At 76.5% G+C, this 20,346-nt stretch carries 23 protein-coding genes; 12 read left to right on the top strand and 11 right to left on the bottom strand.

What is annotated here, in order from left to right; all coding sequences use genetic code 11:
* Nucleotides 1-43: 43 nt before the first annotated feature.
* Both N555_RS0114680 and N555_RS0114675 read right to left on the bottom strand, forming a co-directional pair.
* Entirely contained in the window at nucleotides 44-838 is a 795-nt protein-coding gene (locus tag N555_RS0114680) for a hypothetical protein (RefSeq protein WP_029432251.1), read from the bottom strand.
* Complete coding sequence (locus N555_RS0114675; protein ID WP_029432250.1) at nucleotides 835-1,764, bottom strand: ABC transporter ATP-binding protein; 930 nt, start codon at nucleotides 1,762-1,764, stop codon at nucleotides 835-837. The genes N555_RS0114680 and N555_RS0114675 overlap by 4 nt, the downstream gene beginning before the upstream one ends.
* A gap of 162 nt (nucleotides 1,765-1,926) precedes the next feature.
* Here N555_RS0114675 and N555_RS26925 point away from each other — a divergent pair, with 162 nt between their 5' ends.
* Both N555_RS26925 and N555_RS0114665 read left to right on the top strand, forming a co-directional pair.
* A complete protein-coding gene (locus tag N555_RS26925; protein ID WP_051684093.1) occupies nucleotides 1,927-3,210 on the top strand; it encodes a sensor histidine kinase in 1,284 nt (427 codons plus the stop codon).
* Nucleotides 3,207-3,854 carry a response regulator gene (locus tag N555_RS0114665; RefSeq protein ID WP_029432248.1) on the top strand — a complete coding sequence of 216 codons (648 nt, stop codon included), beginning with the start codon at nucleotides 3,207-3,209 and terminating at the stop codon, nucleotides 3,852-3,854. Before N555_RS26925 ends, N555_RS0114665 begins: the two co-directional genes overlap by 4 nt.
* 12 nt (nucleotides 3,855-3,866) lie before the next feature.
* Here N555_RS0114665 and N555_RS0114660 read toward each other — a convergent pair whose 3' ends face one another.
* Nucleotides 3,867-4,289: a hypothetical protein gene (locus tag N555_RS0114660; protein WP_029432247.1), complete on the bottom strand. Its 423-nt coding sequence runs from the start codon at nucleotides 4,287-4,289 to the stop codon at nucleotides 3,867-3,869.
* A gap of 203 nt (nucleotides 4,290-4,492) precedes the next feature.
* On the opposite strand from N555_RS0114660, the gene N555_RS0114655 reads away from it, so the two are divergent.
* Nucleotides 4,493-4,741 carry a hypothetical protein gene (locus N555_RS0114655; RefSeq protein WP_029432246.1) on the top strand — a complete coding sequence of 83 codons (249 nt, stop codon included), beginning with the start codon at nucleotides 4,493-4,495 and terminating at the stop codon, nucleotides 4,739-4,741.
* Nucleotides 4,738-5,190: a hypothetical protein gene (locus N555_RS0114650; protein WP_029432245.1), complete on the top strand. Its 453-nt coding sequence runs from the start codon at nucleotides 4,738-4,740 to the stop codon at nucleotides 5,188-5,190. Before N555_RS0114655 ends, N555_RS0114650 begins: the two co-directional genes overlap by 4 nt.
* A gap of 76 nt (nucleotides 5,191-5,266) precedes the next feature.
* Here N555_RS0114650 and N555_RS0114645 read toward each other — a convergent pair whose 3' ends face one another.
* The 3 genes from N555_RS0114645 to N555_RS0114635 all read right to left on the bottom strand — a co-directional run bounded on the left by N555_RS0114645 (nucleotide 5,267) and on the right by N555_RS0114635 (nucleotide 7,942).
* The gene (locus N555_RS0114645; protein WP_197029030.1) at nucleotides 5,267-6,019 is read right to left on the bottom strand and encodes a CPBP family intramembrane glutamic endopeptidase; all 753 of its coding nucleotides are present in this window, start codon (nucleotides 6,017-6,019) and stop codon (nucleotides 5,267-5,269) included.
* Complete coding sequence (locus N555_RS0114640; protein ID WP_029432243.1) at nucleotides 6,016-6,957, bottom strand: NAD(P)H-binding protein; 942 nt, start codon at nucleotides 6,955-6,957, stop codon at nucleotides 6,016-6,018. Before N555_RS0114640 ends, N555_RS0114645 begins: the two co-directional genes overlap by 4 nt.
* Before the next feature lie 73 nt (nucleotides 6,958-7,030).
* Nucleotides 7,031-7,942, bottom strand: coding sequence for an NAD-dependent epimerase/dehydratase family protein (locus tag N555_RS0114635; protein ID WP_029432242.1), 912 nt, complete (start codon nucleotides 7,940-7,942; stop codon nucleotides 7,031-7,033).
* A gap of 97 nt (nucleotides 7,943-8,039) precedes the next feature.
* On the opposite strand from N555_RS0114635, the gene N555_RS0114630 reads away from it, so the two are divergent.
* The 5 genes from N555_RS0114630 (at nucleotide 8,040) to N555_RS0114610 (ending at nucleotide 11,824) form a co-directional block, all read left to right on the top strand.
* Entirely contained in the window at nucleotides 8,040-8,705 is a 666-nt protein-coding gene (locus N555_RS0114630) for a GAP family protein (protein ID WP_029432241.1), read from the top strand.
* Nucleotides 8,706-8,805: 100 nt separating this feature from the next.
* A complete protein-coding gene (locus N555_RS0114625) occupies nucleotides 8,806-9,606 on the top strand; it encodes a bestrophin-like domain (RefSeq protein ID WP_029432240.1) in 801 nt (266 codons plus the stop codon).
* 91 nt (nucleotides 9,607-9,697) lie between these two features.
* Nucleotides 9,698-10,276, top strand: a complete 579-nt coding sequence (locus N555_RS0114620; RefSeq protein WP_051684092.1) for a DUF6328 family protein — start codon at nucleotides 9,698-9,700, stop codon at nucleotides 10,274-10,276.
* 154 nt (nucleotides 10,277-10,430) lie between these two features.
* On the top strand, nucleotides 10,431-11,585 hold the full coding sequence (locus N555_RS0114615) for an inorganic phosphate transporter (RefSeq protein WP_029432238.1): 1,155 nt from the start codon (nucleotides 10,431-10,433) through the stop codon (nucleotides 11,583-11,585).
* Between the two features lie 17 nt (nucleotides 11,586-11,602).
* Nucleotides 11,603-11,824 carry a hypothetical protein gene (locus tag N555_RS0114610; protein WP_029432237.1) on the top strand — a complete coding sequence of 74 codons (222 nt, stop codon included), beginning with the start codon at nucleotides 11,603-11,605 and terminating at the stop codon, nucleotides 11,822-11,824.
* Here the strand turns inward: N555_RS0114610 and N555_RS0114605 are convergent.
* Nucleotides 11,814-12,863: an AraC family transcriptional regulator gene (locus N555_RS0114605; RefSeq protein WP_029432236.1), complete on the bottom strand. Its 1,050-nt coding sequence runs from the start codon at nucleotides 12,861-12,863 to the stop codon at nucleotides 11,814-11,816. The two genes, N555_RS0114610 and N555_RS0114605, sit on opposite strands and share 11 nt — an antisense overlap.
* 143 nt (nucleotides 12,864-13,006) lie before the next feature.
* On the opposite strand from N555_RS0114605, the gene N555_RS0114600 reads away from it, so the two are divergent.
* Nucleotides 13,007-13,195, top strand: a complete 189-nt coding sequence (locus N555_RS0114600) for a hypothetical protein (RefSeq protein ID WP_029432235.1) — start codon at nucleotides 13,007-13,009, stop codon at nucleotides 13,193-13,195.
* A gap of 18 nt (nucleotides 13,196-13,213) precedes the next feature.
* Here N555_RS0114600 and N555_RS26920 read toward each other — a convergent pair whose 3' ends face one another.
* The 3 genes from N555_RS26920 to N555_RS0114585 all read right to left on the bottom strand — a co-directional run bounded on the left by N555_RS26920 (nucleotide 13,214) and on the right by N555_RS0114585 (nucleotide 15,163).
* Entirely contained in the window at nucleotides 13,214-13,864 is a 651-nt protein-coding gene (locus tag N555_RS26920) for a hypothetical protein (protein ID WP_051684091.1), read from the bottom strand.
* Nucleotides 13,865-13,937: 73 nt separating this feature from the next.
* The gene (locus N555_RS0114590; protein WP_156036375.1) at nucleotides 13,938-14,432 is read right to left on the bottom strand and encodes an NUDIX hydrolase; all 495 of its coding nucleotides are present in this window, start codon (nucleotides 14,430-14,432) and stop codon (nucleotides 13,938-13,940) included.
* An 86-nt stretch (nucleotides 14,433-14,518) separates the two neighbouring features.
* Nucleotides 14,519-15,163: a GAP family protein gene (locus N555_RS0114585; RefSeq protein ID WP_029432232.1), complete on the bottom strand. Its 645-nt coding sequence runs from the start codon at nucleotides 15,161-15,163 to the stop codon at nucleotides 14,519-14,521.
* Between the two features lie 143 nt (nucleotides 15,164-15,306).
* On the opposite strand from N555_RS0114585, the gene N555_RS0114580 reads away from it, so the two are divergent.
* A complete protein-coding gene (locus tag N555_RS0114580) occupies nucleotides 15,307-16,242 on the top strand; it encodes an MIP/aquaporin family protein (RefSeq protein WP_051684090.1) in 936 nt (311 codons plus the stop codon).
* Here N555_RS0114580 and N555_RS0114575 read toward each other — a convergent pair.
* The gene (locus tag N555_RS0114575) at nucleotides 16,228-17,514 is read right to left on the bottom strand and encodes an AI-2E family transporter (RefSeq protein WP_081866279.1); all 1,287 of its coding nucleotides are present in this window, start codon (nucleotides 17,512-17,514) and stop codon (nucleotides 16,228-16,230) included. The two genes, N555_RS0114580 and N555_RS0114575, sit on opposite strands and share 15 nt — an antisense overlap.
* Before the next feature lie 173 nt (nucleotides 17,515-17,687).
* Here N555_RS0114575 and N555_RS0114570 point away from each other — a divergent pair, with 173 nt between their 5' ends.
* Entirely contained in the window at nucleotides 17,688-20,258 is a 2,571-nt protein-coding gene (locus N555_RS0114570) for a helix-turn-helix transcriptional regulator (protein ID WP_029432229.1), read from the top strand.
* The last annotated feature ends 88 nt before the right edge of the window (nucleotides 20,259-20,346 follow it).

Genomic DNA, 20,346 nt, shown 5'->3' with positions numbered 1-20,346 from the left:
GCTCGTCGGCGGGCATCGCCCCCGACGGATGAGCCCCCGCCCCTCAGCCGGCGTCGCGGCGCAGCAGCCGCCGCCCGCCGGCGGCCAGGGCGGCGGCCGCCCAGCAGACCTGCAGTGCCAGCGCCCCGCCCGCGGACAGGGAGTCCGGCTCCCGGAGCAGGGTGCGCACCGCGCCCGTCCCCGGCAACCACTCGGCGAGGTCGGCCAGCCACCCCACGTTGAACGACTGCATGAGGAAGGGCAGCACCAGCTGCAGCAGGAAGACCGTCGCCAGGGCACCCGCCGTCGACCGCAGCAGCAGGCCCAGCCCGACGGCGAGCACGGACCCGGCGGCCAGGACGACGGCGATCCGCGCCAGACCGCCGGCCGCCTCGCCGAGGGTCAGCGTGAGGTCCGGGTCGATCCCGAGGGCGAGCAGGTCGGCGACCAGCGCCAGCAGCACCCCGGCGGCGACGGCGACCGCGGCCGGGACGGCGACCCGTGCGGCCAGCAGCACCCCGCGGCGGGGCGTCCACTGCAGCGTCGGCCCGATCGACCCGGTGGCGTACTCCGAGGTGACCGCCAGCAGCACCAGCACCAGCAGCCCGAACTGGCCGAGCAGCACGCCGTACTCGCCGGCGAACGTCGACGCGATCGGATCGGCCGCGGTCGCCGTCCCCTCGGCCTCGTCGGCCGCGGCGATGGCGCCCATCCCGACGATGGTCACGGTCGCGGCCAGCAGGCACCACCACGTCGTCCGCACCGTGCGCAGCCGCACCCACTCGGCGCCCGCAGCGCGCGCGAACACCGCCGCCGTGCCGGGCTCGGCCGGGCGCGGCGGGACCGTCGCGGCGGTCATCGGACGGCCTGCCCGGTCAGCGCGGCGGCCCCGTACTGGACGCTGTCGCCGGTGAGGCCCAGGTAGACCTCCTCCAGCGACGAGGTCTGCTCCGCCAGCCGGTGCACGGCGATCCCGAGCTCGAGCGCGACGTCGCCGACCGTCTCGGCCGGGGCACCCTCGACGAGCAGGTCGCCGTCGTCGGCCGGGTGCACGCGCAGGCCCCGTCGCAGCAGGGCACCGGCCAGGTCGTCGGGGGCCGTCGTCCGCACCCGCACCCGCCGGTTCGCGTGCCGCCCGCCCATCACCTCGGTGATCGGGGCGTCGGCGATCAGCCGGCCGCGGCCGATGATCACCAGGTGGTCGGCGGTCTGCTCCATCTCGCTCATGAGGTGGCTCGACAGCAGGACCGTGCGGCCCTCGTCGGCCAGCCGGCGGACCAGCGCGCGCACCCAGCGGACGCCGTCGAGGTCCAGGCCGTTCATGGGCTCGTCGAACAGCAGCACGGCCGGGTCGCCGAGCAGCGCGGCGGCGACGCCGAGCCGCTGGCGCATGCCGAGCGAGTAGCCCGCGACCCGGCGCTTCGCGGCCGGGCCGAGGCCGACCTGGTCGAGGACGTCGTCCACGTGCCGGGGCGGGAGGCCGGTCGCGCCGGCGGCCACCCGCAGGTGGTCGCGGCCGCTGCGGCCCGGGTGCACCGCCTGCGCGTCGAGCAGCGCGCCCGCCACCCGGAGCGGCTGGCCGAGCCGGGCGAACGGCCGGCCGGCGACCAGCGCCGTGCCCGCGGTCGGCCGGTCCAGGCCGAGCACCATGCGCATCGTGGTGGACTTGCCCGCGCCGTTCGGGCCGAGGAAGCCGGTCACCTTGCCCGGCTGCACGTCGAAGGTCAGGTCGTCGACGGCGCGGACCGTGCCGTACTGCTTGGTGAGCCCCCGCACCTCGATCATGCGGGGCTCCGGAACAGGGATGGGGTCATGGCAGCGAGCCTGTCCGGCGGCGGTGTACCGGCGGATCCCCCCGCGGCGCCGACCTCGCTCCCCCACGCGGGGGAGGCGCGAAGCGCACCCGCGGGGGAATCGCCCGGGCGCCCGGCCCGCCAGGATCGACCCGTGTCCACCTCGACGTTCCCCCGGTCCTCGGCCGAGCTCGCCGACGGGCTGCGCCGGGTGCTCCGGAGCGCCGCGGGTCCGGGCTGGCCCGGACGCCTGCTCTACGCCCTCGCCGGCCTGCCGCTCGGCGCGCTGAGCCTCGCGCTGTACTTCGCGCTGTTCGGTTCGGTCGTCGCCGTCATCTACGGAATCGGCCTGCTGCTGGTGATGCTCGTGCTCGCGACCATCCGCGGGTTCGCCGGGTTCGAACGGGAGCTCGCCCGCACCCTGCTGGGGATCGACATCCCTCCCGGCGAGCGGGTGCGGTCGCTCCCCGGCCGGCTGGTCAAGGTCCGCCGGCTGGTGGCCTCCAGCAGCACGTGGCGCGCCGTCGGCTGGCTCGGTGCGCGGGTGCTGCTGGGCGCGGCCACCCTCGCCGTCGTCTTCTTCGCCACGGTGCTGTGCATCGGGCTCCGCTTCGGCGTCCGCTGGGACGTGCTGAACACCCTTCCCGTGCTCGCGCTGATGGCACTCGTCGTCGTCATCGCGCTGCTGCTGCTCGACCTGGTCGTGCGGGTGGCCGCCGCGGCCGCGCCGCGCCTGCTCGGGCCGGGCGCCGAGCAGCAGATCGCCGCGCTGCAGCACAGCAGCCGCCGGCTGGCCGACCGCAACCGGCTCGCCCGCGACCTGCACGACACCATCGGGCACGCGCTCACCGCGAGCCTGCTGCAGGCCACGGCCGCCCGCCGCACCCTCAGCCCGGCCGACGACCGGCCGCTGCAGCCGGAGTTCGCCCGCCAGGCGCTCCAGCACATCGAGACCAACACCCGCGCCGCGCTGGCCGAGCTCGACCGGGTGCTCACCGTGCTCCGCGCCGAGGACGACGGCCGTGACCCCGCCCCGTTCGCCGCGCCCACCCTCGCCGACCTCGAGGACCTCCTCGCCGGCCTGCGCGACGGCGGTCTCCCGGTCGCGCTCGTCGTCGACGGCGAGGTCGACGACGTCCCGCCTGCCCTGCAGGAGCTCGCCTACCGGGTGGTGCAGGAGGGCACGACGAACGTGCTGCGGCACGCCGGCACCCCGCTGACGGTCGCCCAGGTGCTGCGCGACGACCGCGTGCTCGCCGTCCGCGTCACCAACGAGCGGGCCTCCCAGCTGGACAGCCGCCCCGGCCCCGGGGGCGGGCGCGGCCTGGCCGGGCTGCGTGAGCGCACCGCGGCGCTCGGCGGCTCGCTCGGCGCCGAGCCGACCCCGTCGGGCGGCTTCGAGCTGCTCGTCGTCCTCCCGCTGGCCGGTGCCGCGTGACCCTGCGGCTGGTCCTGGTCGACGACGACGTGCTGGTGCGCTCGGGGCTGCGGGTGATCCTGGAGAGCGAGCCCGACCTGACGGTGGTGGGTGAGGCCGGCACCGGCGGGGAGGCCCTGGAGGTGACCGGCCGGACCGATCCGGACGTCGTCCTCATGGACGTGCGGATGCCCGACATGGACGGCATCGCGGCCACCGCGGCGCTGGTCGCCCGGGACCCGCTGCGGCCCCGGGTGCTCGTGCTGACCACCTTCGAGGACGACGACTACCTGTTCCGCTCGCTGCAGGCCGGGGCGAGCGGGTTCGCGCTCAAGCGGTCGGACCCCGACGAGCTGGTCGACGCCATCCGCGTGGTCGCCCGGGGCACCTCACTGGTGCTGCCCGACCTCACCCGCCGGCTGATCGCCTCGCACGCGCCGTCGCGAGCCCGCGGGGCGGCGGCGCTGCCCGAGCTGACCGGCCGGGAGGCCGACGTGCTGCGCCTGGTCGCCGGCGGCCTGTCCAACGCCGAGATCGCCGCCGAGCTGGTCCTGGCCCGCGAGACCGTGAAGACCCACGTCAGCAGCGTGCTGCTCAAGCTGCGCGCCCGGGACCGCACGCAGGCGGTCATCGCCGCCTACGAGAGCGGCTTCATGACCGCCTGAGCACCTCGGCCGTCACCAGGCGCACACCCCGACGGCACCGACCGCACCGCGCAGGCCGACGCACCCCACGCAGCCGACGCACCCCACGCAGTCCACGCACGCGACGCAGGCCACGCACGCCCGGCAGCCGACGTTGCCCAGGCCGGCGAGGATCCCGGCGCTGCCGACGACGCCCGCGCTCAGCGCGACCCCGGCGCTGCCGACCACCCCGGCGCTCCCGGCCACGCCCGCGCTCAGCCCCACGGCGGCGCCCCCCACCGTGGCCGCACTGCCCACGACCGCCGCGCTGTGGCTGGTGGCGGAGCTGCCCACCACGGCTCCGCTGTGGGCGGTGCCCGCGCTGCCGACGACGGCCTCGCTCGCGACGGTCGCGACGTCGCCCTCCGGTGCCCGTGCACCCGCGGTCGCACGGGGCGGGACGCGTCGCTGGGACATGGCGGTACCTCCTGGGCCGGCGGATCCGGGACGGGCCGCGTGCCGGCCACCCTCGACGGTCGGTCCCGGCGGCGTCAACGGCCGGGCACGCCGACGGGCCCGACCGCATCCTGGAGGGCTCCCCGGCCGGAAGAGGGGGCATCAGGGACGCACGACCGGCCGCCGCACCGCCGGCGGCCCACACGCGCGAGGAGATCGCACCCATGAGCACGACGAACAACGACGCCGCGACCGGCGCCCGGGACATCAAGAGCCACTCGTCCACCAGCTTCGCCGACCTCGGCAAGGAGATGTGGGCCTACCTCACCGGCAAGGGCGCCGCCATCAACTACGAGTTCGTCGACATGACCGTCGAGGTGCCGCGCGAGACCGGCGCGGACGCCCCCCGCGCCGTGTGGAAGCTCAACGGCACGCTGCGCATCACGACCGCCGAGAACGCCAGCCGGGGATGACCGACCCGCGCGGCCCCCTGCACCTGTCCGGCGAGCTCTCGCTGGAGGTGGACGGGGCGGGCGTGCAGGTGCACGCCGACGGCGCGGACCTGCGGATCGTCGCCGACGACGTCGGCGCGTTCGTCGCCTCGGTCCGGGCGGCTGCGACCGCCCGGACCGGGGTGGCGCCGGGCCGGCGTGATCTCGGCGGGCTGGCCGAGACGCTGGCCGCGCACGGGATCACCGCGCACCTGGAGTCCCCCACCCGCCGGGTGGCGGTCGCGGGTGCCGGCGTGGACTCGGCCGCCGGGGCGGTGCTGCTGGGCACCCGGCGGGTGCGTCCGCGCGCCGCGGTCGTGGTGATCGCCGCCCGCCGCGGCCGTCCCCTGCTCGTGGCGGGGGCTGCCGTCGCCCTGCTCGGGACCGCGCTGCTCCGCCGCCGTCACGCCGGAAGACCGGCCGGCGGCTGACACGGGCAGTGTGCGTCCACGGACCGGTCCGGACCCGGAACGGGCAGTGAGCGCACATCGCCCGTGGTCCCTGCAGTCAGCTCGGGAGCACGCGCTCCGCGGCGAGGCGGTCGGCGAACAGCGGCGGCAGGTAGCGCAGCATCAGGGCCGACCAGACGACGTGCGTGATCATCGGGGCCTGGATGCCGCCGGTGATCCGGCGCTGCAGCGCGAAGAGCAGGCCCATCGGGACGCTGGCGAGCACCAGCGCCGGGTTCCGTGTCGCGACGGTCGCCAGCGCGTAGACCGAGGTCGACACGAGCACGGGTCGTTCGGCGCCCGCCGCCGCGTAGAGCGCGCCGCGGAAGAAGACCTCCTCCGCCATGCCGTTGGCCAGGGTGGTGGTGAGCACCAGCGGGGGCGACCCCTGGTCGGCGTAGCTCAGCACCGAACCGATCGCCCGCGCCAGCACCGGGATCCGCCGGGCCACGAGCGCCGCGGCGTAGAAGGCCCCGAAGATGGCGACCCCGGAGACGACCGGCGTGACCACCGGGCGGCGCAGCCGGTCCCCCTGGCCGAACATCCGGCCCAGGTGCAGCGGCCCGGAGGCCAGTCCCCCGGCCACCCAGGTGCCGGCGACCCCGAGGGTCAGCCCGTAGAACCGCGGGGAGCCGGGCGGGGTGGACAGCGACACCCCCAACAGCGAGGCGCCGGTCACCGCCACGGCGCCGGTGACCCGGCGGCGGCGCCGGAAGACCTCGTCGCTCTCCCAGTGGTCGCGCGGCACGCTGCGCAGCAGCGGCCCGGCGACCCGGACGACCGCGCCGCGCAATCTCGCACTCCGGGTCACCGCCGGGCTCCCCGGCTCAGCCAGCCACCGCGCCGCTGCCGGTCCTGGTCGCGGCGGTCCCGCGCCCGTTCCACCAGGGCGGTCATCACCATCTCGTCGTAGTCCATCGGCTCGAAGGGGACGACCGAGCGGATGGCGTCGTCGGTGACCACCACCTCGATGCTCATGGAGTCGATCAGCGAGCGGCCGGTGGTCACGTCGACGTCGGTGACCAGGGCCAGCCAGCGCGAGGACAGCTGCGGGGTCAGCAGCGGCACGGGGACGACGAACAGGTGCCGGTTCTGGATGTCGGCCACCCGGCTGAGCATCTGCAGGTAGGTGAGCACCTCCGGGCCGCCCACCTCGAAGACCCGGCCCTCGGCCTCCGGCGCGTCGAGGACGCCCACCAGGTAGCGGACGACGTCGGCGACGGCGATCGGCTGGGTCCGCGTGTGCACCCACCGGGGCGTGACCATGGCGGGCAGGTGCGCGACGAGCTGGCGGGTCATCTCCCACGACACCCCGCCGTGGCCGACCACGATCCCCGCCCGCAGCACCGTGACCGGCACCCCGGTCTCCCCCAGCAGCCGCTCGACCTCGCGGCGGCTGCGCAGGTGCCGGGAGAGCTGGTCGCCGTCACGCCCCAGGCCGCCGAGGTAGACGATCCGGCCCACCCCGGCCGCGGCGGCGGCCCGGGCGAAGGCGCGCGCCGCGTCGGCGTCCTTGCGCTCGAAGTCCTCGTCGCCCAGGGAGTGCACGAGGTAGTAGGCCGCCGCGCAGCCGGTGAGCGCCGACCGCAGCGAGTCCTCGTCGCCGACGTCGCCGGCGACGGGGGTGCCGGCCCCCTCGTAGCTCTCCGGCCGGCGGGTCATGGCCGCGACCTCGTGGCCGGCCTCCTCGAGGGCGGCGGCCAGCCGGCCGCCCACGAAACCCGATGCGCCGGTGACCAGGACCTTCATGCGACCAGCACTCTCACCGGCCCAGGGTGGCCCGGATCGGCCGCGGGCGCGAATCGCGGCCCGGCCGCGCCGGTCACCCGCGGGGGGTCAGGCCCTGCCGCAGCTCGTCCAGCGCCTGCGCGAGCCCCACCCGCGGCGTCCAGCCCCAGGTCCGCGCGCGGTCGGTCAGCAGCCGGCCGGTCCAGACAGGCTCGTCGGTCCACTCCGGGGCGACGCCCAGCGCGTCGGTCACCGTGCCGAGGTAGTCCCGCCACGTCGCGGGCTCCCCGGCGACGAGGACCGGGGTCGCGCGCCCGGGCACCGGGCCCCGCTCGGGGTCGTCCGCGGTCGCGACGGCACCGGTGGCGACGTCGGCGAGGAAGGCGGCCAGGTCCTCGACGTGCACCCAGGACCAGGTCTGCGCGGGGTTCCCCCGGCGGTCGCCGTCGCCGATCGCCCGCGGCCGCAGCGTGTTCCACACCGACGTCTCGCCAACGCCGATGATGGCCGGCGGCCGGACCAGCACGGTCGTCAGGCCGTCGACCCGCGCCAGTGCGTCGTCGGCGGCGTTCTTGGTGTCGGGGTAGGCGCCGCTGCCGTCGGGCAGCAGGGCGCCGTCCTCCGCGATGTCCCCGACGCCGGCCGAGCGGTCGTAGACCCCCGCCGTCGACACGTGCACGAGCCGGTCGACGCCGGCGTCGCGCGCGGCGCGGGCGAGGACCGTCGTACCCTCGGCGCCCACCCGGAGTTGCTCCTCGCGGGGCGAGCCCATCGGGTGGACCGTCGTGACCACCGCGTCGGCGCCCGCTGCCACCCGGCGGGCGAGCTCGGCGTCGGCGAAGTCGCCGACGACCTCGGTGACCCCGGGTAGCGCGGGCGCGCTGCCGACCCGGCGGACGACGGCGCGCACGGACGCCGACCGCTGCACCAGCGCCCGGCACACCGCGGCACCCACCAGTCCGTTCGCACCGGTCACGACGACGACGGGGGAGGTCGGGGCGGTCATGCCGTCCACCTTGCCCGCGGATCCCGGACGGCGCCCGGCGCGGGCCCCGGAGGAGTAGAACTCCGGCACGCCAGCACGCCGGCCCGGAGGGATCACCGTGGGAGACGTCGTCGGTGCGCTGCTCCCCCTCGCGGCGGTCGTCGCCGTCTCCCCGCTCCCGGTCCTCGCCGCCGTCCTCATGCTGCTCGCGGCGCGCGCGGCCCGCACGGGCCCCGGCTTCCTGGCCGGGTGGGTCGTCGGCATCGCCGGGGTGACCACCGCGGTCCTGCAGCTGTCGGGCCCGCGCCGCGACGGTGGGGGTCCCTCCGCCGCCGCGTGGGCCGCGCTCGTCGTCGGCGCGGCGCTCGTCCTGCTGGGCGTCCGGCGCTGGCGGTCCCGGCCGGGTCCGGGCGAGCCGGCCCCGGTCCCGCGGTGGGCGGCGGCGATCGACCGGTTCACCGCCGTGCGCGCCGGCGCGCTGGGCCTGGCGCTGGCCGCGCTCAACCCCAAGGCGCTCGTCGTCTGCGTCGCCGCCGGCGTGGCCATCGCCGACGGCGACCTCTCGGGCGCCCAGGCCACCTGGTCCGTCGTCGTCTTCACGGCGGTCGCGGCGAGCACGGTGGCGGTGCCGGTGCTGGCCTCCGCGGTCGGGGGCGACCGGGTGGCCGGGCCGCTCCGGGCCCTGCGCGGCTGGTTGACCGCCCACGACGCGGCGGTCACGGCGGGGCTGCTGGTCCTGGTCGGCGGGGTGCTGGTCGCTCAGGGGCTCCGCGGGCTGCGCTGACCGGCCGCCCCGCTCCTCCCGGTCGGATGATGCCCGCGCCGGCGAGGCCCGCCACGATCGCTCTCCAGGACACCGGGCCGAGGACCGGAGGAGCGCAGTCGTGCTGTTCTTCGGGCTGTCCACGTGGGTCCTGGCCCTGGTGCTCGCGGTCACGATGGCCGGCGCGACCGTGCTCGGCCTGGTCGTCGGGCGGATCCTGGCGAGGCGCTCGGACCAGCACCGGGAGCCGCTGGGCGTCCTGCAGGGCGCCCTCGTCGGCTTCATGGGCTTGATCCTGGCGTTCGCGCTGAGCCTGGCCGTGGGCCGCTACGAGAACCGGCGCGCCGACGTCGTCGACGAGGCGAACGCCATCGGCACGACGTACCTGCGCGCCCAGACCCTGTCCGAGCCGTTCCGCTCGCACTCGCTGGCCCTGCTGCGCGTCTACACCGACGTGAGCATCGGCATCGCCGACCACGTGCCCGGCAGCGACGCCCAGCGCGACGACGTGGACGAGAGCTCCGAGATCCAGCGCGGGCTGTGGAGCCTGGCCGCGCAGGCCCTCGACGCCGCCCCCACCGACTCCGCGCCCAGGCTGTACGTCGAGTCGGTCAACGACATGTTCGACGCGCAGACGAGGCGGGTGGCCGGCCTGGGCAACCGTGTGCCGTCCCCCGTCGTGCTGCTGCAGGTGGTCGCGGCGGCCGTGGCGCTCGCCGTCCTGGCGCTGCACCTGGGCACGTACGGCCGGGGCGTGGCGACGGTGCTGGTCGCCGCCGGGCTGGTGACGCTGCTGCTGGTCGTCTCCTTCGACCTGGACCGGCCGACGCGCGGGCTGATCCAGGTGCCCGACGCAGCCCTGTCCGCGGTGGCCGCCACCATGGCCGGGCCCCCCGCGGCCGAGGCACCCCGGCGGCCGTGAGCGGTGCGCCGCCGCCATCCCGGCGGGATGATGTCCCCGGACCGCCGTCGGCCCGAGGATCGCCGCGCGCTGCCGGAGTCAGGGGTCGTGGATGGACACGCAGGGACCACCCGCCGGTGCCGACGCTCCCCAGCCGGACCGGCAGCGGTTCGATCCCGCGCGCGCGCTGCGCACCGCGGAGTCGCGCGGGGAGACCCTCGACCAGGTCCTGGACCGCAACCTCAACGAGCTGCTGCAGGAACTCCGGGTGGCGTTCACCGGGGTCCAGATCATGTTCGCGTTCCTGCTGGGCCTGGCCTTCACGCAGCGTTTCACCGAGCTGGACGGCTTCGGCATCACCGTCTACACCGTCGCGCTGCTGACCACCGCGTCCGCGACGATGGTGCTGCTGGCCCCCGTGTCGTTCCACCGCATCGTCTTCCGTCGCGGGCAGAAGATCGCCCTGGTCGCGGTGGCCGACCGGATGCTCTCGGTGGGGATCGCCCTGCTCGTGCCGGCCATCAGCAGCGCCGTCCTGCTGATCCTGGACGTCGTCCTCGGGCGGTGGCAGGCCATCGTCGGCAGCACCGCCACGGCCCTGATCGGCGTGGTGACCTGGTACGTGCTGCCCCTCAGCATCCGCCGCTCGGGCCACGGGCGGCACCCGCGGTCCGGCCACCCCCGGGGCTGACGGCGCCGATCGTCCTCGGCGGGTGATGCCGCTCCCCTCCCCCGGCCCGACCCTGCACCCACGACATGCGGAGCTCCCCGGCTCGACCCGTCGCCGGCCCCCGCCTCACCTCGGCCGGGCCCGACGGGGTCGTCGACGACGCAGGGAGGGGTCCGTGGACGCATCGCTCATCGTGGTGGTGGTCGTCATCACCGCCTTGATCTTCGACTTCACGAACGGGTTCCACGACACGGCGAACGCGATGGCGACGTCCATCGCGACCGGCGCATTCCGGCCCCGGACCGCCGTGACCATCGCGGCGTGCCTCAACGTCGTCGGCGCCTTCCTGTCCGTCGAGGTGGCCCGCACCATCTCCGGCGGACTGGTGGACGAGGCCCTCATCAGCCCGGTCGTGATCTTCGCCGGCCTCGTCGGGGCGATCCTGTGGAACCTGGTGACCTGGTACCTCGGGCTGCCCTCGAGCTCCTCCCACGCCCTGTTCGGCGGCCTCATCGGGGCGACCTGGGTGGCCGGGGGTGCCGGGGCGATCGACTTCGACGCGGTGCTCAACAAGATCGTCCTGCCGGCCGTCCTCGCGCCCGTGCTCGCCGCGCTCATCGCGCTGACAGCGACGTACCTCGCCTACCGGGTGACCGCCCGGTCCGAGCCCGGCGAGGTCTCGCGCGGCTTCCGGCACGGTCAGCGGATCTCCTCCTCCATGCTCGCCCTCGCCCACGGCACCAACGACGCCCAGAAGACGATGGGCGTCATCACGCTGACCCTCATCACCGCGGGCACCCTCGCACCGGGGTCCGGCCCGCCGTTCTGGGTGGTGCTCACCGCCGGCCTGGCGATCGGACTGGGCACCTACATGGGCGGCTGGCGGATCATCCGGACCCTGGGCACGCGGGTCAGCGACCTCCACTCGACCCAGGGCTTCAGCGCGGAGACCACGAGCACCGCGGTCATCCTCGCCTCCAGCCACCTCGGGCTGCCGCTGTCGACCACGCAGGTGTGCACCGGCTCGATCTTCGGCGCGGGCGCCGGCCGCCGGCTGGCCTCGGTGCACTGGGGTGTCGCGGGGCGGATCGCCCTGGCCTGGGCCTTCACCCTGCCCTCGGCCGCCGTCGTCGGTGCCGCGGCGTCGTGGCTGGCCGCGACCGGGACCGGGGGCGTCGTCGTCGTGGCGGTCGGCGGGATCGCGCTGTCCGCCGGGATCTACGCCGCCTCCCGGCGCGACCAGGTCACCGCCGACAACGTCACCGACCTGCCCCAGCCCCCACCCGCCGACGTCCCGGCCGCTCCCGCCGGCAGCGACGTCGCGGCCTGACCGGAGAGGACGCCGCCATGCACGTGGACTGGGAGACCCTGGGCGCCATCGCCGTCGTCGCGGCCGCCGCCGCCGTGTCCGTCGTCCTGCTCGTGTCCCTCGCGCTCGTCGCGTCGTCGTCGCGGGCCGGGGACCCGGCGGCCGGGGGACGCACCCCCGGCGGTACGGCGGTCGCCGGGCTCTGCCTGCTCGCCGCGGCCCTGCTCGTCGGCTACGGCGTCCACCTGATCATCGCCTGAGTGCGCCCCCGGGCCGCCGCGTGGCGGAGGCCGCCCGCCGCCACGCGGTGGGGCTCATGCCGAACCTGCGCCGGAACCACCGGGAGAACGCGCTCGGCGCGGTGAAGCCGAGCTGCCGGCCGACGTCGGTCAGGGAGAGGCCGGCGTCGGCGAGGTATCGCTCGGCGTTCGTGGCCCGTACGTCGTCGACGATCGACGTGAAGCCCGCGCCGTCGCGCTCGAGCCGCCGGCGCAGCGTGCGCGGCGTCGTGCCCAGGGCGCGCGCGACCTGGCGCATCGAGGCGCGGCCGACCGGCAGGAGCGTCTCGACCAGCTCCCGGACCCGGTCCGGCAGCGCCCGGGCGGGGACCTCGGGGAGCACCCGCATCAACTGCGGGAGGTAGGGCCGCATCAGCGGATCGGCCAGCACGTTGACCGAGGCCAGGTCGCGGGAGCGGAACACCAGACCGGCGAACCCGCAGCCGAACCGGACCCCGGGCCCGAAGAGCCGCCGATGCGTGGCGAGCCGTTCCGGCGCCGGATGCGGGAAGCAGACCTGCTCGGCGTGCCAGCCGTTCCCCCGCAGGTCGCGGACGATCCCGTGGTAGGCCGCCACCGCGAGCTCGAGCGCCTGACGGGTCGGCGCCGGTGCCCCGAACCCCAGCGAGATGCGGAGGGTGGCAAGCCCGGCGGCCTCGGTCAGCTGCACGGACACGGCCTCGTTGTAGCTGCGCTCGTGCCGGATCAGCAGCTCCAGCGCGCTGCGCAGGTCCGGCTCCTCGCGCAGCACCACGCTCAGCGGCCCCAAAGTGGCCAGCCGCCGCCACTCCGACAGCCGGAGGCCGAGGTCCTCGGCGCCCGACGCCACCGCGGAGGTCTCGAGGAGGCGGGCCGCCGCTGCCGCGGGCACCCACCGGTCCGGTGCGTCGAGGTCCGCCGGGTCCAGCCCGGCCGCGGTCACCTGCCGCTCCGCGTCCAGGCCGAGCGAGCGGGCCAGCTGTGCGTAGCCGTCGAGGGCGGCGGAGCGGATGTACGGGATCAGCACCACCCCGGTCCCCATCGGGCAAGCGGACCGACCGCGGCGGTACAGCGGCCGAGCGCGACAGGTGGCACCGTCGCGGTCACCCCCGACACCTCGTACGGAGCCGCCTCGTTGTCCCCGCGCCGCATCTCCCCCGCTCCCGACGCCTGCCCGGGGTCCCGGTGAGCGCCAGCGACCGGGTCACCTGGACCGCCTGCCCGCGGTGCGGCGGGCGCGCCGCCGTGGGCTGGTCGCCGGAGGTCGCCGGGGAGGCCGTCGTCGAGTTCGACTGCACCGGCGGCTGCCCGGTGCCGCTGGACCTCGCCCGCGCGCACCTGCGGCGCCCTCCCGGACCGGCCGGGCCGCGCTGACCGCCGCGCCCGGCGGGGTCATCCGGTCCGGGTGATCGCCCGCCCGGCGGGGAGCTGCACGCCCGGGGCGACCGGCGCGACGGGCAGCGCGGTCAACGCCGCGGCGAGCATCCCGTGCAGTGCCGGATCGCGGCGTTCCAGGGGCAGCGCGCGCAGCAGCAGGGCCGCCGTCCCGAGGCGGTGCTGGGCCGGGCCGAGCCGGTACAGCGGGTCCGTCCACCGCGCGAGGGCGGCGCGCGACCCGGAGCGGGTCACCCGCTCGAGGCGGCGCCGGGCGCGCTCCCGGTAGCGGACCAGGACCGCCGGCTCGCCCGCCGACCCGCACGCCGCGGTGAGCGCGGCCAGCGCGACCGCGGCGCCCCCCACCGGCCCGGCCGGCGGGGCACCGGCCAGCGCGGGGGCGAGCCGGGCGAGGGCGGGGCGACCGGCATCGGTGCTCGCGTCGTTGACCAGACGGGCCACCATGGCCAGCGCCGGGTCGGTGCAGGGCGGTGAGTCACCGAACCGCTCCCCCGCCAGGACCGACACGTACTCCATGAGGCAGGCACCCGCCTCCGGGAACAGGTGCGCGCCGGCCCCCAGCCGGGGCAGGCCGTCGGGCACGTGCGCGACGTCCGGGCCCTCCCCCGTCCGGCCGGGACCTCCGCGAGCGGAACCGAGCTGCGCCATGGCGTTCTCCCCTCTCCGGCCGCCGACGGTAGGGCCGCCGCGCTCCGGCCGGCACCACCCGCAGCGCATGACCTCAGCCCAGGTGCAGCGGCGCCGCGCCGTCGAGCACGTGCTCCACCCAGACCTGCACCGCCGGCTCCATCCGCAGCGCCGGGATCTCGGCGGGCGCCACCCAGGCCACCTCGCAGGTCTCCCGGTGGTCGGCCCGGAGGAAGCCGCCGACCACCCGGGCCCGGTAGACGAGCACGAACTGCTGCCGGACCTCACCGGTCGAGGCGGAGACGACGTGCCCCGGATCGGTGAAGACCCCCGCGAGGCCGGTGACGACCACCTGCAGGCCGGACTCCTCGGCCACCTCGCGGACGGCGGTCTGCAGCGCCGCCTCCCCGACGTCGACCCGGCCCCCTGGCAGCTCCCAGGCGCCGCTGTCGCAACGCCGCACCAGCAGCAGCCGCCCGTCGCCGCTGTGCACCGCGACGAACACCGACGGGACGACGGCGCCGGCGACCGGGGCCGCCGGGTCGTGGAAGTACACCTGCCGCAGAGCTGCCGCGCGGTTGGTCGTCATCACCGTGCCACCTGGTCTCGGGGACTCGGGTGGTCACGGTCCGCCCGCCGGCGGCTGCGGCCATCATCCGGACCGGGTGATCGGCGTCAGCCGAGGTCGGCGACCCCCTCGACGACGAGCCACACGCCGACCAGCGAGGAGATCGCGGCCAGCAGTGCCGCCTGGTGCGCCCGGCCCCAGGCGAGGGGCGCCTCCAGGCGGTCGGGCCGGGGTGCGGTCCCGGTCAGGCAGATGCCGAGGGCGACGATGGCCGGCGAGAACCAGACGAGGTTGTAGACGACCACCTGCAGGACGGCTCCGCCGGCGCCGGCGCCGGTCGCCGTGATCGCGCTCAGCCCGGCCAGGTAGAAGACGCCGGGGAGGTGGGTCAGCACGCCGGCGGTCGCGGCACCCAGCGGTGTCAGGCGGTGGGTCCGCGTGGCCCGCCGTGGCCGGTCCGTCCGGGGCTCGCCCACCCAGCCGAGGGCGCACGCGAGCCCGAGCACCAGCGCCACGGCACCGAGGGCCAGCAGCAGCACCGGGCGCCCGGCGGACACGTCCCGGGGCGACAGCACCCCGCTGACGAAGAGCACCACGCCGGCGCCGACGGTGAGACTGAGCGCCATGCCGGCGGCCAGGTAGCAGGCCAGCAACCGGCGGGGCCGGGCGCCGACCAGCATCGCCCAGACGGCGGCGGCGGTCGTCGGCCGGACGATGCTCACCGCAGCGAGGAGCAGCGCCTGCGTGCTCACGGCGCGGCCGGTGGTCTCGCCGCGGACGTCATGGCGGCATCCTCGGCACGGGGCGGCTCCGGGCGGTCATCCCACGGGGGTGAGGTGGCTGGGGGCCCGGCGCTCCACCGTCCGAGGGTCAGGACCCAGGACCGGAGGCGACCATGCTCGACGACGCAACGGCATCCACGCACAGGGATGCCGATCGCCGGCAGCTCCTGCGCTCGATCGGCACCCCCAACTCGATGCTCGACGAGTTCGACTTCTGGGACGGCCGCTACGAGGGTCGGCGGCTCTTCTCCGAACTGTTGGGCACGTTCCTCCTCGTCCTGGTCGCCGTCGGCGGCGGCCAGGTGAACGCCCGGTTCGGCGGCAGCGCCGTCCCCTACGGCGCCCAGGTCGTCTCCCCCGCGCTCATGGTCGCGGCGGTCATCCTGTTCATGGGCGCGGTCTCCGGGGCGCACCTGAACCCGGCCGTCAGCATCGCGTTCGCGCTGCGGGGGGACTTCCCGTGGAAGCGCGTCCCCGCCTACGTCGTCGCCCAGTTCGTCGGGGCCGTGCTGGCCACGCTGCTGCTGCGGGCCCTCATCGGGGAGCAGGGCGACGCGGGGCTCACCCTCCCCGGCGCCGGCATCTCGACCACCACGGCCCTGCTGTGGGAGGTGGTGCTCACGGCCGGCCTGGTGAGCACCATCCTCGGGGTGTCGTCCGGCGCCCAGCAGCTCGGCCCGATCGCCGCGATCGGCGTCGGCAGCTACATCGCCCTCGCCGGCCTGTGGGGTTCGCCGGTCAGCGGGGCCTCGATGAACCCGGCGCGCTCGCTGGGCCCGGCCCTCGCCCTCGGCGACTGGACGTCCTGGTGGGCCTACCTCCTGGGCCCGGTGCTCGGCGGCATGATCGCCGTCGGCTTCGCCTTCGTGCTCCGCGGCACCGGGGGCGGGCGCAGCGGCCGGGACGCCGCGCAGGGGACGCTGGGCGAGAGGTGGCAGCCCGGCCGGATCGACGGCGGGCCGGCACCGACCGCACCGGCCGCGCCGGCCGCGCCGCCCGCCCCGTCGGACCCGGCCTCCGCTCACGGGCCGGCGTCAGACGGCCGCTGAGCCGGCAGCGGCTCCGTCCGTGGCGGCTCCGTCCGTGGCGGGCGGAGCAGGGGCGGACGGAGCAGGGGCGGACGGAGCCGGGGCGGCGACCGCCCGGCGGGCCCGCCGCCCGGCGCGCGGGGGCTTCGGCTCCCGCGCCAGGCTGCCGGCCAGTGCGGTGGCCCAGCCCGCGGACGGGTCGACGTCGACGAGCAGCGCCTTGGCCAGCAGGGTCAGGGGGATCGCCAGCAGGGCGCCCAGCGGCCCGAGCAGCCAGGCCCAGAAGACCAGCGCGACGAACGTCGTCGTCATCGCCAGGCCGACCGAGTCGCCCACGAAGCGCGGCTGGATCAGGGTCTGGATGACGAAGTTCAGGACGCTGTAGACCGCGATCACCAGCAGCATCTGCCCCACGCCGGAGGTCAGCAGCGCCAGCAGCGCGGGTGGGATGACGCCGATGACGAAGCCGATGTTCGGGACGTAGTTGGTGACGAAGGCCAGCAGCGCCCACAGCAGCGGCAGCGGGACGCCGATGATCGCCAGCGCGGCGCCGTCGAGGACGGCCACGATGAGTCCGAAGACCGTCGTGACGATCAGGTAGCTGCGAGTCCCCTGGGCGAACGAGCGCAGGGCATCGGCGAGCTGGGGGCGGTCGGTGGCCACGGCGGCCAGGCGCCGGTCGATGCCGCCTGCCTCGACGCTGAGGAAGAGCATCAGGCAGAGCAGGAAGACCAGGCCGACGACCAGCCCCGAGAGGTCGGACAGGATCGCCGCGGCGAGGGTCACGATCCGCGCCGGGTCGATGTCGCCGACGGCGTCCTGCAGCTGGCTCGACGACACGCCCAGCCCCTCGAGGCTGGAGGACAGCGAGGCCTTGAGGTCGTCCCCACGGTCGGCGTACTGCGGGATCAGTGCGGCGAGGCGCGCGACGGAGACGACGAAGACCAGCGCGAGGACCACGAGGACACCGGTCACGAGGACCACGAGGACCAGCGTGGTCGCCCAGGCCGGCCACCCCCGCCGGAGCAGCCACGTCTGCACCGGCTTGAGCGCGATCACGATGATGAGCGCGAGGAAGATGGGCCCGACCAGCCAGGCCACCGAGCGGATCCCGGCGAGGACCAGCACGGCCGCTCCCGCGCCGAGCAGGATGATCATCGACCGCGGGAGCGCCGAGCGGCGCGCCTCCGCCGGCCCGGCGCCGGGAGCCGGCCCGGCGCCGGGAGCGGGACCGGGGTCCGTGGGCGGAACCGCCGTTCCGTGGGTCGAACCGTCCACCCGAGGGGTCGTCATGCCGGGACCGTAGGAGCGCGGGACCACCGCCCGGCTCACCCGCCCGTGGTGGTCGCGCGGAGCTCCGGACCCGCCTCGCGAAGGCTCGACCAGGGCCCTTGTGCCCTTTGTCGCTGCTCCGGGACCCGGAAGGGTTGGGAGCTCGGGGCCCGAGAAGAGGGCGGTGGCGGCCGGTGTGGCGGTCGAAGACGACGGTGCCGCGGCTCCCGCACGACCACGTGCCGCGCCCGGCGCTGCTGGACGCCCTGGACCGCGGCGAGGGTCGCGCCCTCACGCTGGTCTCCGCCCCTCCCGGCTACGGCAAGACCCTGGTGCTCGCGGAGTGGGTCCACCGCGGGGGCCCCGCCTGCGCGTGGGTGACCCTGGACGAGCACGACGACGACCCGCGGCACTTCTGGACCTCGGTGCTGGCCGCGCTCTCCACCTGCCCCGCGGTCCCCGCCACCGGCCGGGTGAACGGGCTCGTCGTCCCCCGGACCAGCGTCGGCGTGGACTTCGTGCTGGAACTGCTCGACGCGCTCGCCGACCTCGACGGGCCCGTCCGCCTCGTCCTCGACGACGCCCACCACCTGCGCAGCCCCGAGGTCGTGCACGGCCTGCACCTCCTGCTGCGCCACCGGCCCGCCGGGCTCCGGCTGGTCCTGGCCAGCCGGCTGGACCCGGCGCTGCCGGTTGCCCGGCTGCGGATGGAGCAGCAGCTCTGCGAGGTGCGCAGCGCCCAGCTGGGCTTCTCCCTGGACGAGACGGCCACGCTCGCCCGGGCCTGCGGGCTGCGGCTCACCTGCGCCCAGACCGCGGTGCTGCACGACCGGACGGACGGGTGGGTCGCCGGCATCCGGCTCGCGGCCATGCCGCTGCGGGACGCCCCCGATCCCGACCGCTTCCTCGCCGACCTCTCCGGGGACGACCGCCCCGTGGCCGACTACCTCGCCGGAGAGGTGCTGGCCCACCTGTCCGCCGCCGAGCTCGACCTGCTCCGGCGCACGAGCGTCTCCGACCGGCTGCCCGGGGCGCTGGCCGCCGAGCTGTCGGGCCGGCCGGACGCCGCCGACGTGCTCGGCGCGCTGGAGCGCACGACGGGGCTGGTGGTCTCCACCGGCGAGCACCGCACCGAGTTCCGCGTCCAGGAGCTCACCCGCAGCTACCTCGCCGCCGACCTCTCCCGGCAGGGACCCGGCCTCGCCGACGAACTGCACGGACGGGCCGCCTCCTGGTGGGCCGGGCAGGGGCAGCCGCTCCTGGCGCTGCGGCACGCGGCCGAGGCCGCCGACCCCGCGCTCATGGCGGCGCTGCTGCGTCGCTGGGCGCCCACGCTCGTGGCGCGCGGCGACCACGCCGAGCTCGCCGGAGCGGTCGCCACCCTGGACGGCACCGGTGCGGCCGATGCCTGGCTGCCGGTGGTCTCGGCGCAGCTCGCCGTCGCCGCCGGGGACGTACGGACCGCCCGCGAGCACCTGCGGCGGGCGGCGCAGGTGGCCGCCGAGCACCCCGACGACGCCGACCTCGCCTCGTTCCGGGCCACGACGGAGTGGCTCGCCGGCTGGACCGGGGACCTGTCCCTGCCGGCGACCCCGGTCACCGACCCCGCCCTGGCAGCACTGGTGAGCGCCGGACGCGGCGCGGCGCGGATCCTCTCGAGGGCTCCGTCCGCGGTGGTGCTCGGCGACCTCGAGAGCGCGCTCGCCGTCGCACGCGACCAGCACCTCGGGTTCCTCGAGGTCCAGAGCCTCACCCTCATCGGTACCGCGGCCTGGGTGGCCGGGGACTCCGGGCGGGCCGCCGGGGCAGCGGCGGCAGCGGTCTCCGCGGCCGCCGCCCACGGCTGGCAGGAGTCCTGGTGGACGGGCACCGCGTACTCCGCACTGGCCGCGGCCTGCCTGCTGCGCGCCGCGCCGCAGCACGCCCTGCGCGCGGCCGACGAGGGGCTCCGGATCGACACGGTGCACACCGATCCCGGGATCCGCTTCTCGCTGCGGTGCTCCCGCGGCGGCGCGCTGTTCGACCTGGGCCGCCGGACCGCGGGGCTGGCCGAGCTCCAGGAGGCCCGGGCCGAGGTCGGGCGCACCCGGCTCGCCCTCCCGCAGGTGGCCGCGGGAGCGCTGCTCGAGCACCGGGCGGCGCTCCTGCTGGGCTCCGCCGCTGCCGCGGCGACGTCGGCCGGCCGGCTCGACGCCGAGGGGGCCGGGACGGCGGAGCACGCCCTCACGAGGGCCTGGACGATGGCGGCGGCCGGCTCGGCCGGACCGGCCCGGGCGGCCGTGGCCCCGGTGCTGGACGGCAGCCTCCTCCAGATCCTGCCGACCACGGTCGTGGAGGCGTGGCTGGTAGAGGTCTGGGGCGCCCTGCGGTCCGGCGACCGGCCGACGGCGCGGCGCGGCCTGCAGACCGCTCTCGCGCACGCCGAGCCGCTGGACCTGCTGCGCCCGTTCGCCCTCGCCGGGCAGGGCGTCCGCGCGCTGCTGGTCGACCAGCTCGGCGGTTCCCGGGACCCGGCCGCCTTCGCCTTCCGCTGCCTGTCGGCGCGCCAGCGGGTGCTCCGGGCACCGGGACCGGGTCTCAGCGACCGCGAGCTCGACGTCCTCACCCATCTGGTCGGTCTCGGCAACCTCGGCGAGATCGCCGAGGACATGGCGGTGTCGGTCAACACGATCAAGAGCCACGTGCGGGCGATCTACGGCAAACTCGGGGTGAACACCCGGCGGACCGCCGTGCTCACCGCGCTGGAGCAGGGCCTGCTGTCCTGATCCCTGTGACAACCTGGGCCGAACCCGTCGGCCCGGGCACCTCCGGCCGGCGGATGCCACGTCGGCCACGGGGGACGACCGCCGAGGA

Origin of the sequence: Blastococcus sp. URHD0036, assembly GCF_000701365.1 — a bacterium.
Lineage (GTDB): Bacteria > Actinomycetota > Actinomycetes > Mycobacteriales > Geodermatophilaceae > Trujillonella.
Note: the sequence above shows the minus strand (reverse complement) of the source record. Positions and strands in the feature narration are given on the sequence as shown.

Coding starts and splice junctions, on each gene's coding strand:
- N555_RS0114680 (WP_029432251.1), bottom strand. CDS start 838: ATGACCGCCGCGACGGTCCCGCCGCGCCCGGCCGAGCCCGGCACGGCG.
- N555_RS0114675 (WP_029432250.1), bottom strand. CDS start 1,764: ATGATCGAGGTGCGGGGGCTCACCAAGCAGTACGGCACGGTCCGCGCC.
- N555_RS0114660 (WP_029432247.1), bottom strand. CDS start 4,289: ATGTCCCAGCGACGCGTCCCGCCCCGTGCGACCGCGGGTGCACGGGCA.
- N555_RS0114655 (WP_029432246.1), top strand. CDS start 4,493: ATGAGCACGACGAACAACGACGCCGCGACCGGCGCCCGGGACATCAAG.
- N555_RS0114650 (WP_029432245.1), top strand. CDS start 4,738: ATGACCGACCCGCGCGGCCCCCTGCACCTGTCCGGCGAGCTCTCGCTG.
- N555_RS0114640 (WP_029432243.1), bottom strand. CDS start 6,957: ATGAAGGTCCTGGTCACCGGCGCATCGGGTTTCGTGGGCGGCCGGCTG.
- N555_RS0114635 (WP_029432242.1), bottom strand. CDS start 7,942: ATGACCGCCCCGACCTCCCCCGTCGTCGTCGTGACCGGTGCGAACGGA.
- N555_RS0114620 (WP_051684092.1), top strand. CDS start 9,698: ATGGACACGCAGGGACCACCCGCCGGTGCCGACGCTCCCCAGCCGGAC.
- N555_RS0114610 (WP_029432237.1), top strand. CDS start 11,603: ATGCACGTGGACTGGGAGACCCTGGGCGCCATCGCCGTCGTCGCGGCC.
- N555_RS0114605 (WP_029432236.1), bottom strand. CDS start 12,863: ATGGGGACCGGGGTGGTGCTGATCCCGTACATCCGCTCCGCCGCCCTC.
- N555_RS26920 (WP_051684091.1), bottom strand. CDS start 13,864: ATGGCGCAGCTCGGTTCCGCTCGCGGAGGTCCCGGCCGGACGGGGGAG.
- N555_RS0114590 (WP_156036375.1), bottom strand. CDS start 14,432: ATGACGACCAACCGCGCGGCAGCTCTGCGGCAGGTGTACTTCCACGAC.
- N555_RS0114580 (WP_051684090.1), top strand. CDS start 15,307: ATGCTCGACGACGCAACGGCATCCACGCACAGGGATGCCGATCGCCGG.
- N555_RS0114575 (WP_081866279.1), bottom strand. CDS start 17,514: ATGACGACCCCTCGGGTGGACGGTTCGACCCACGGAACGGCGGTTCCG.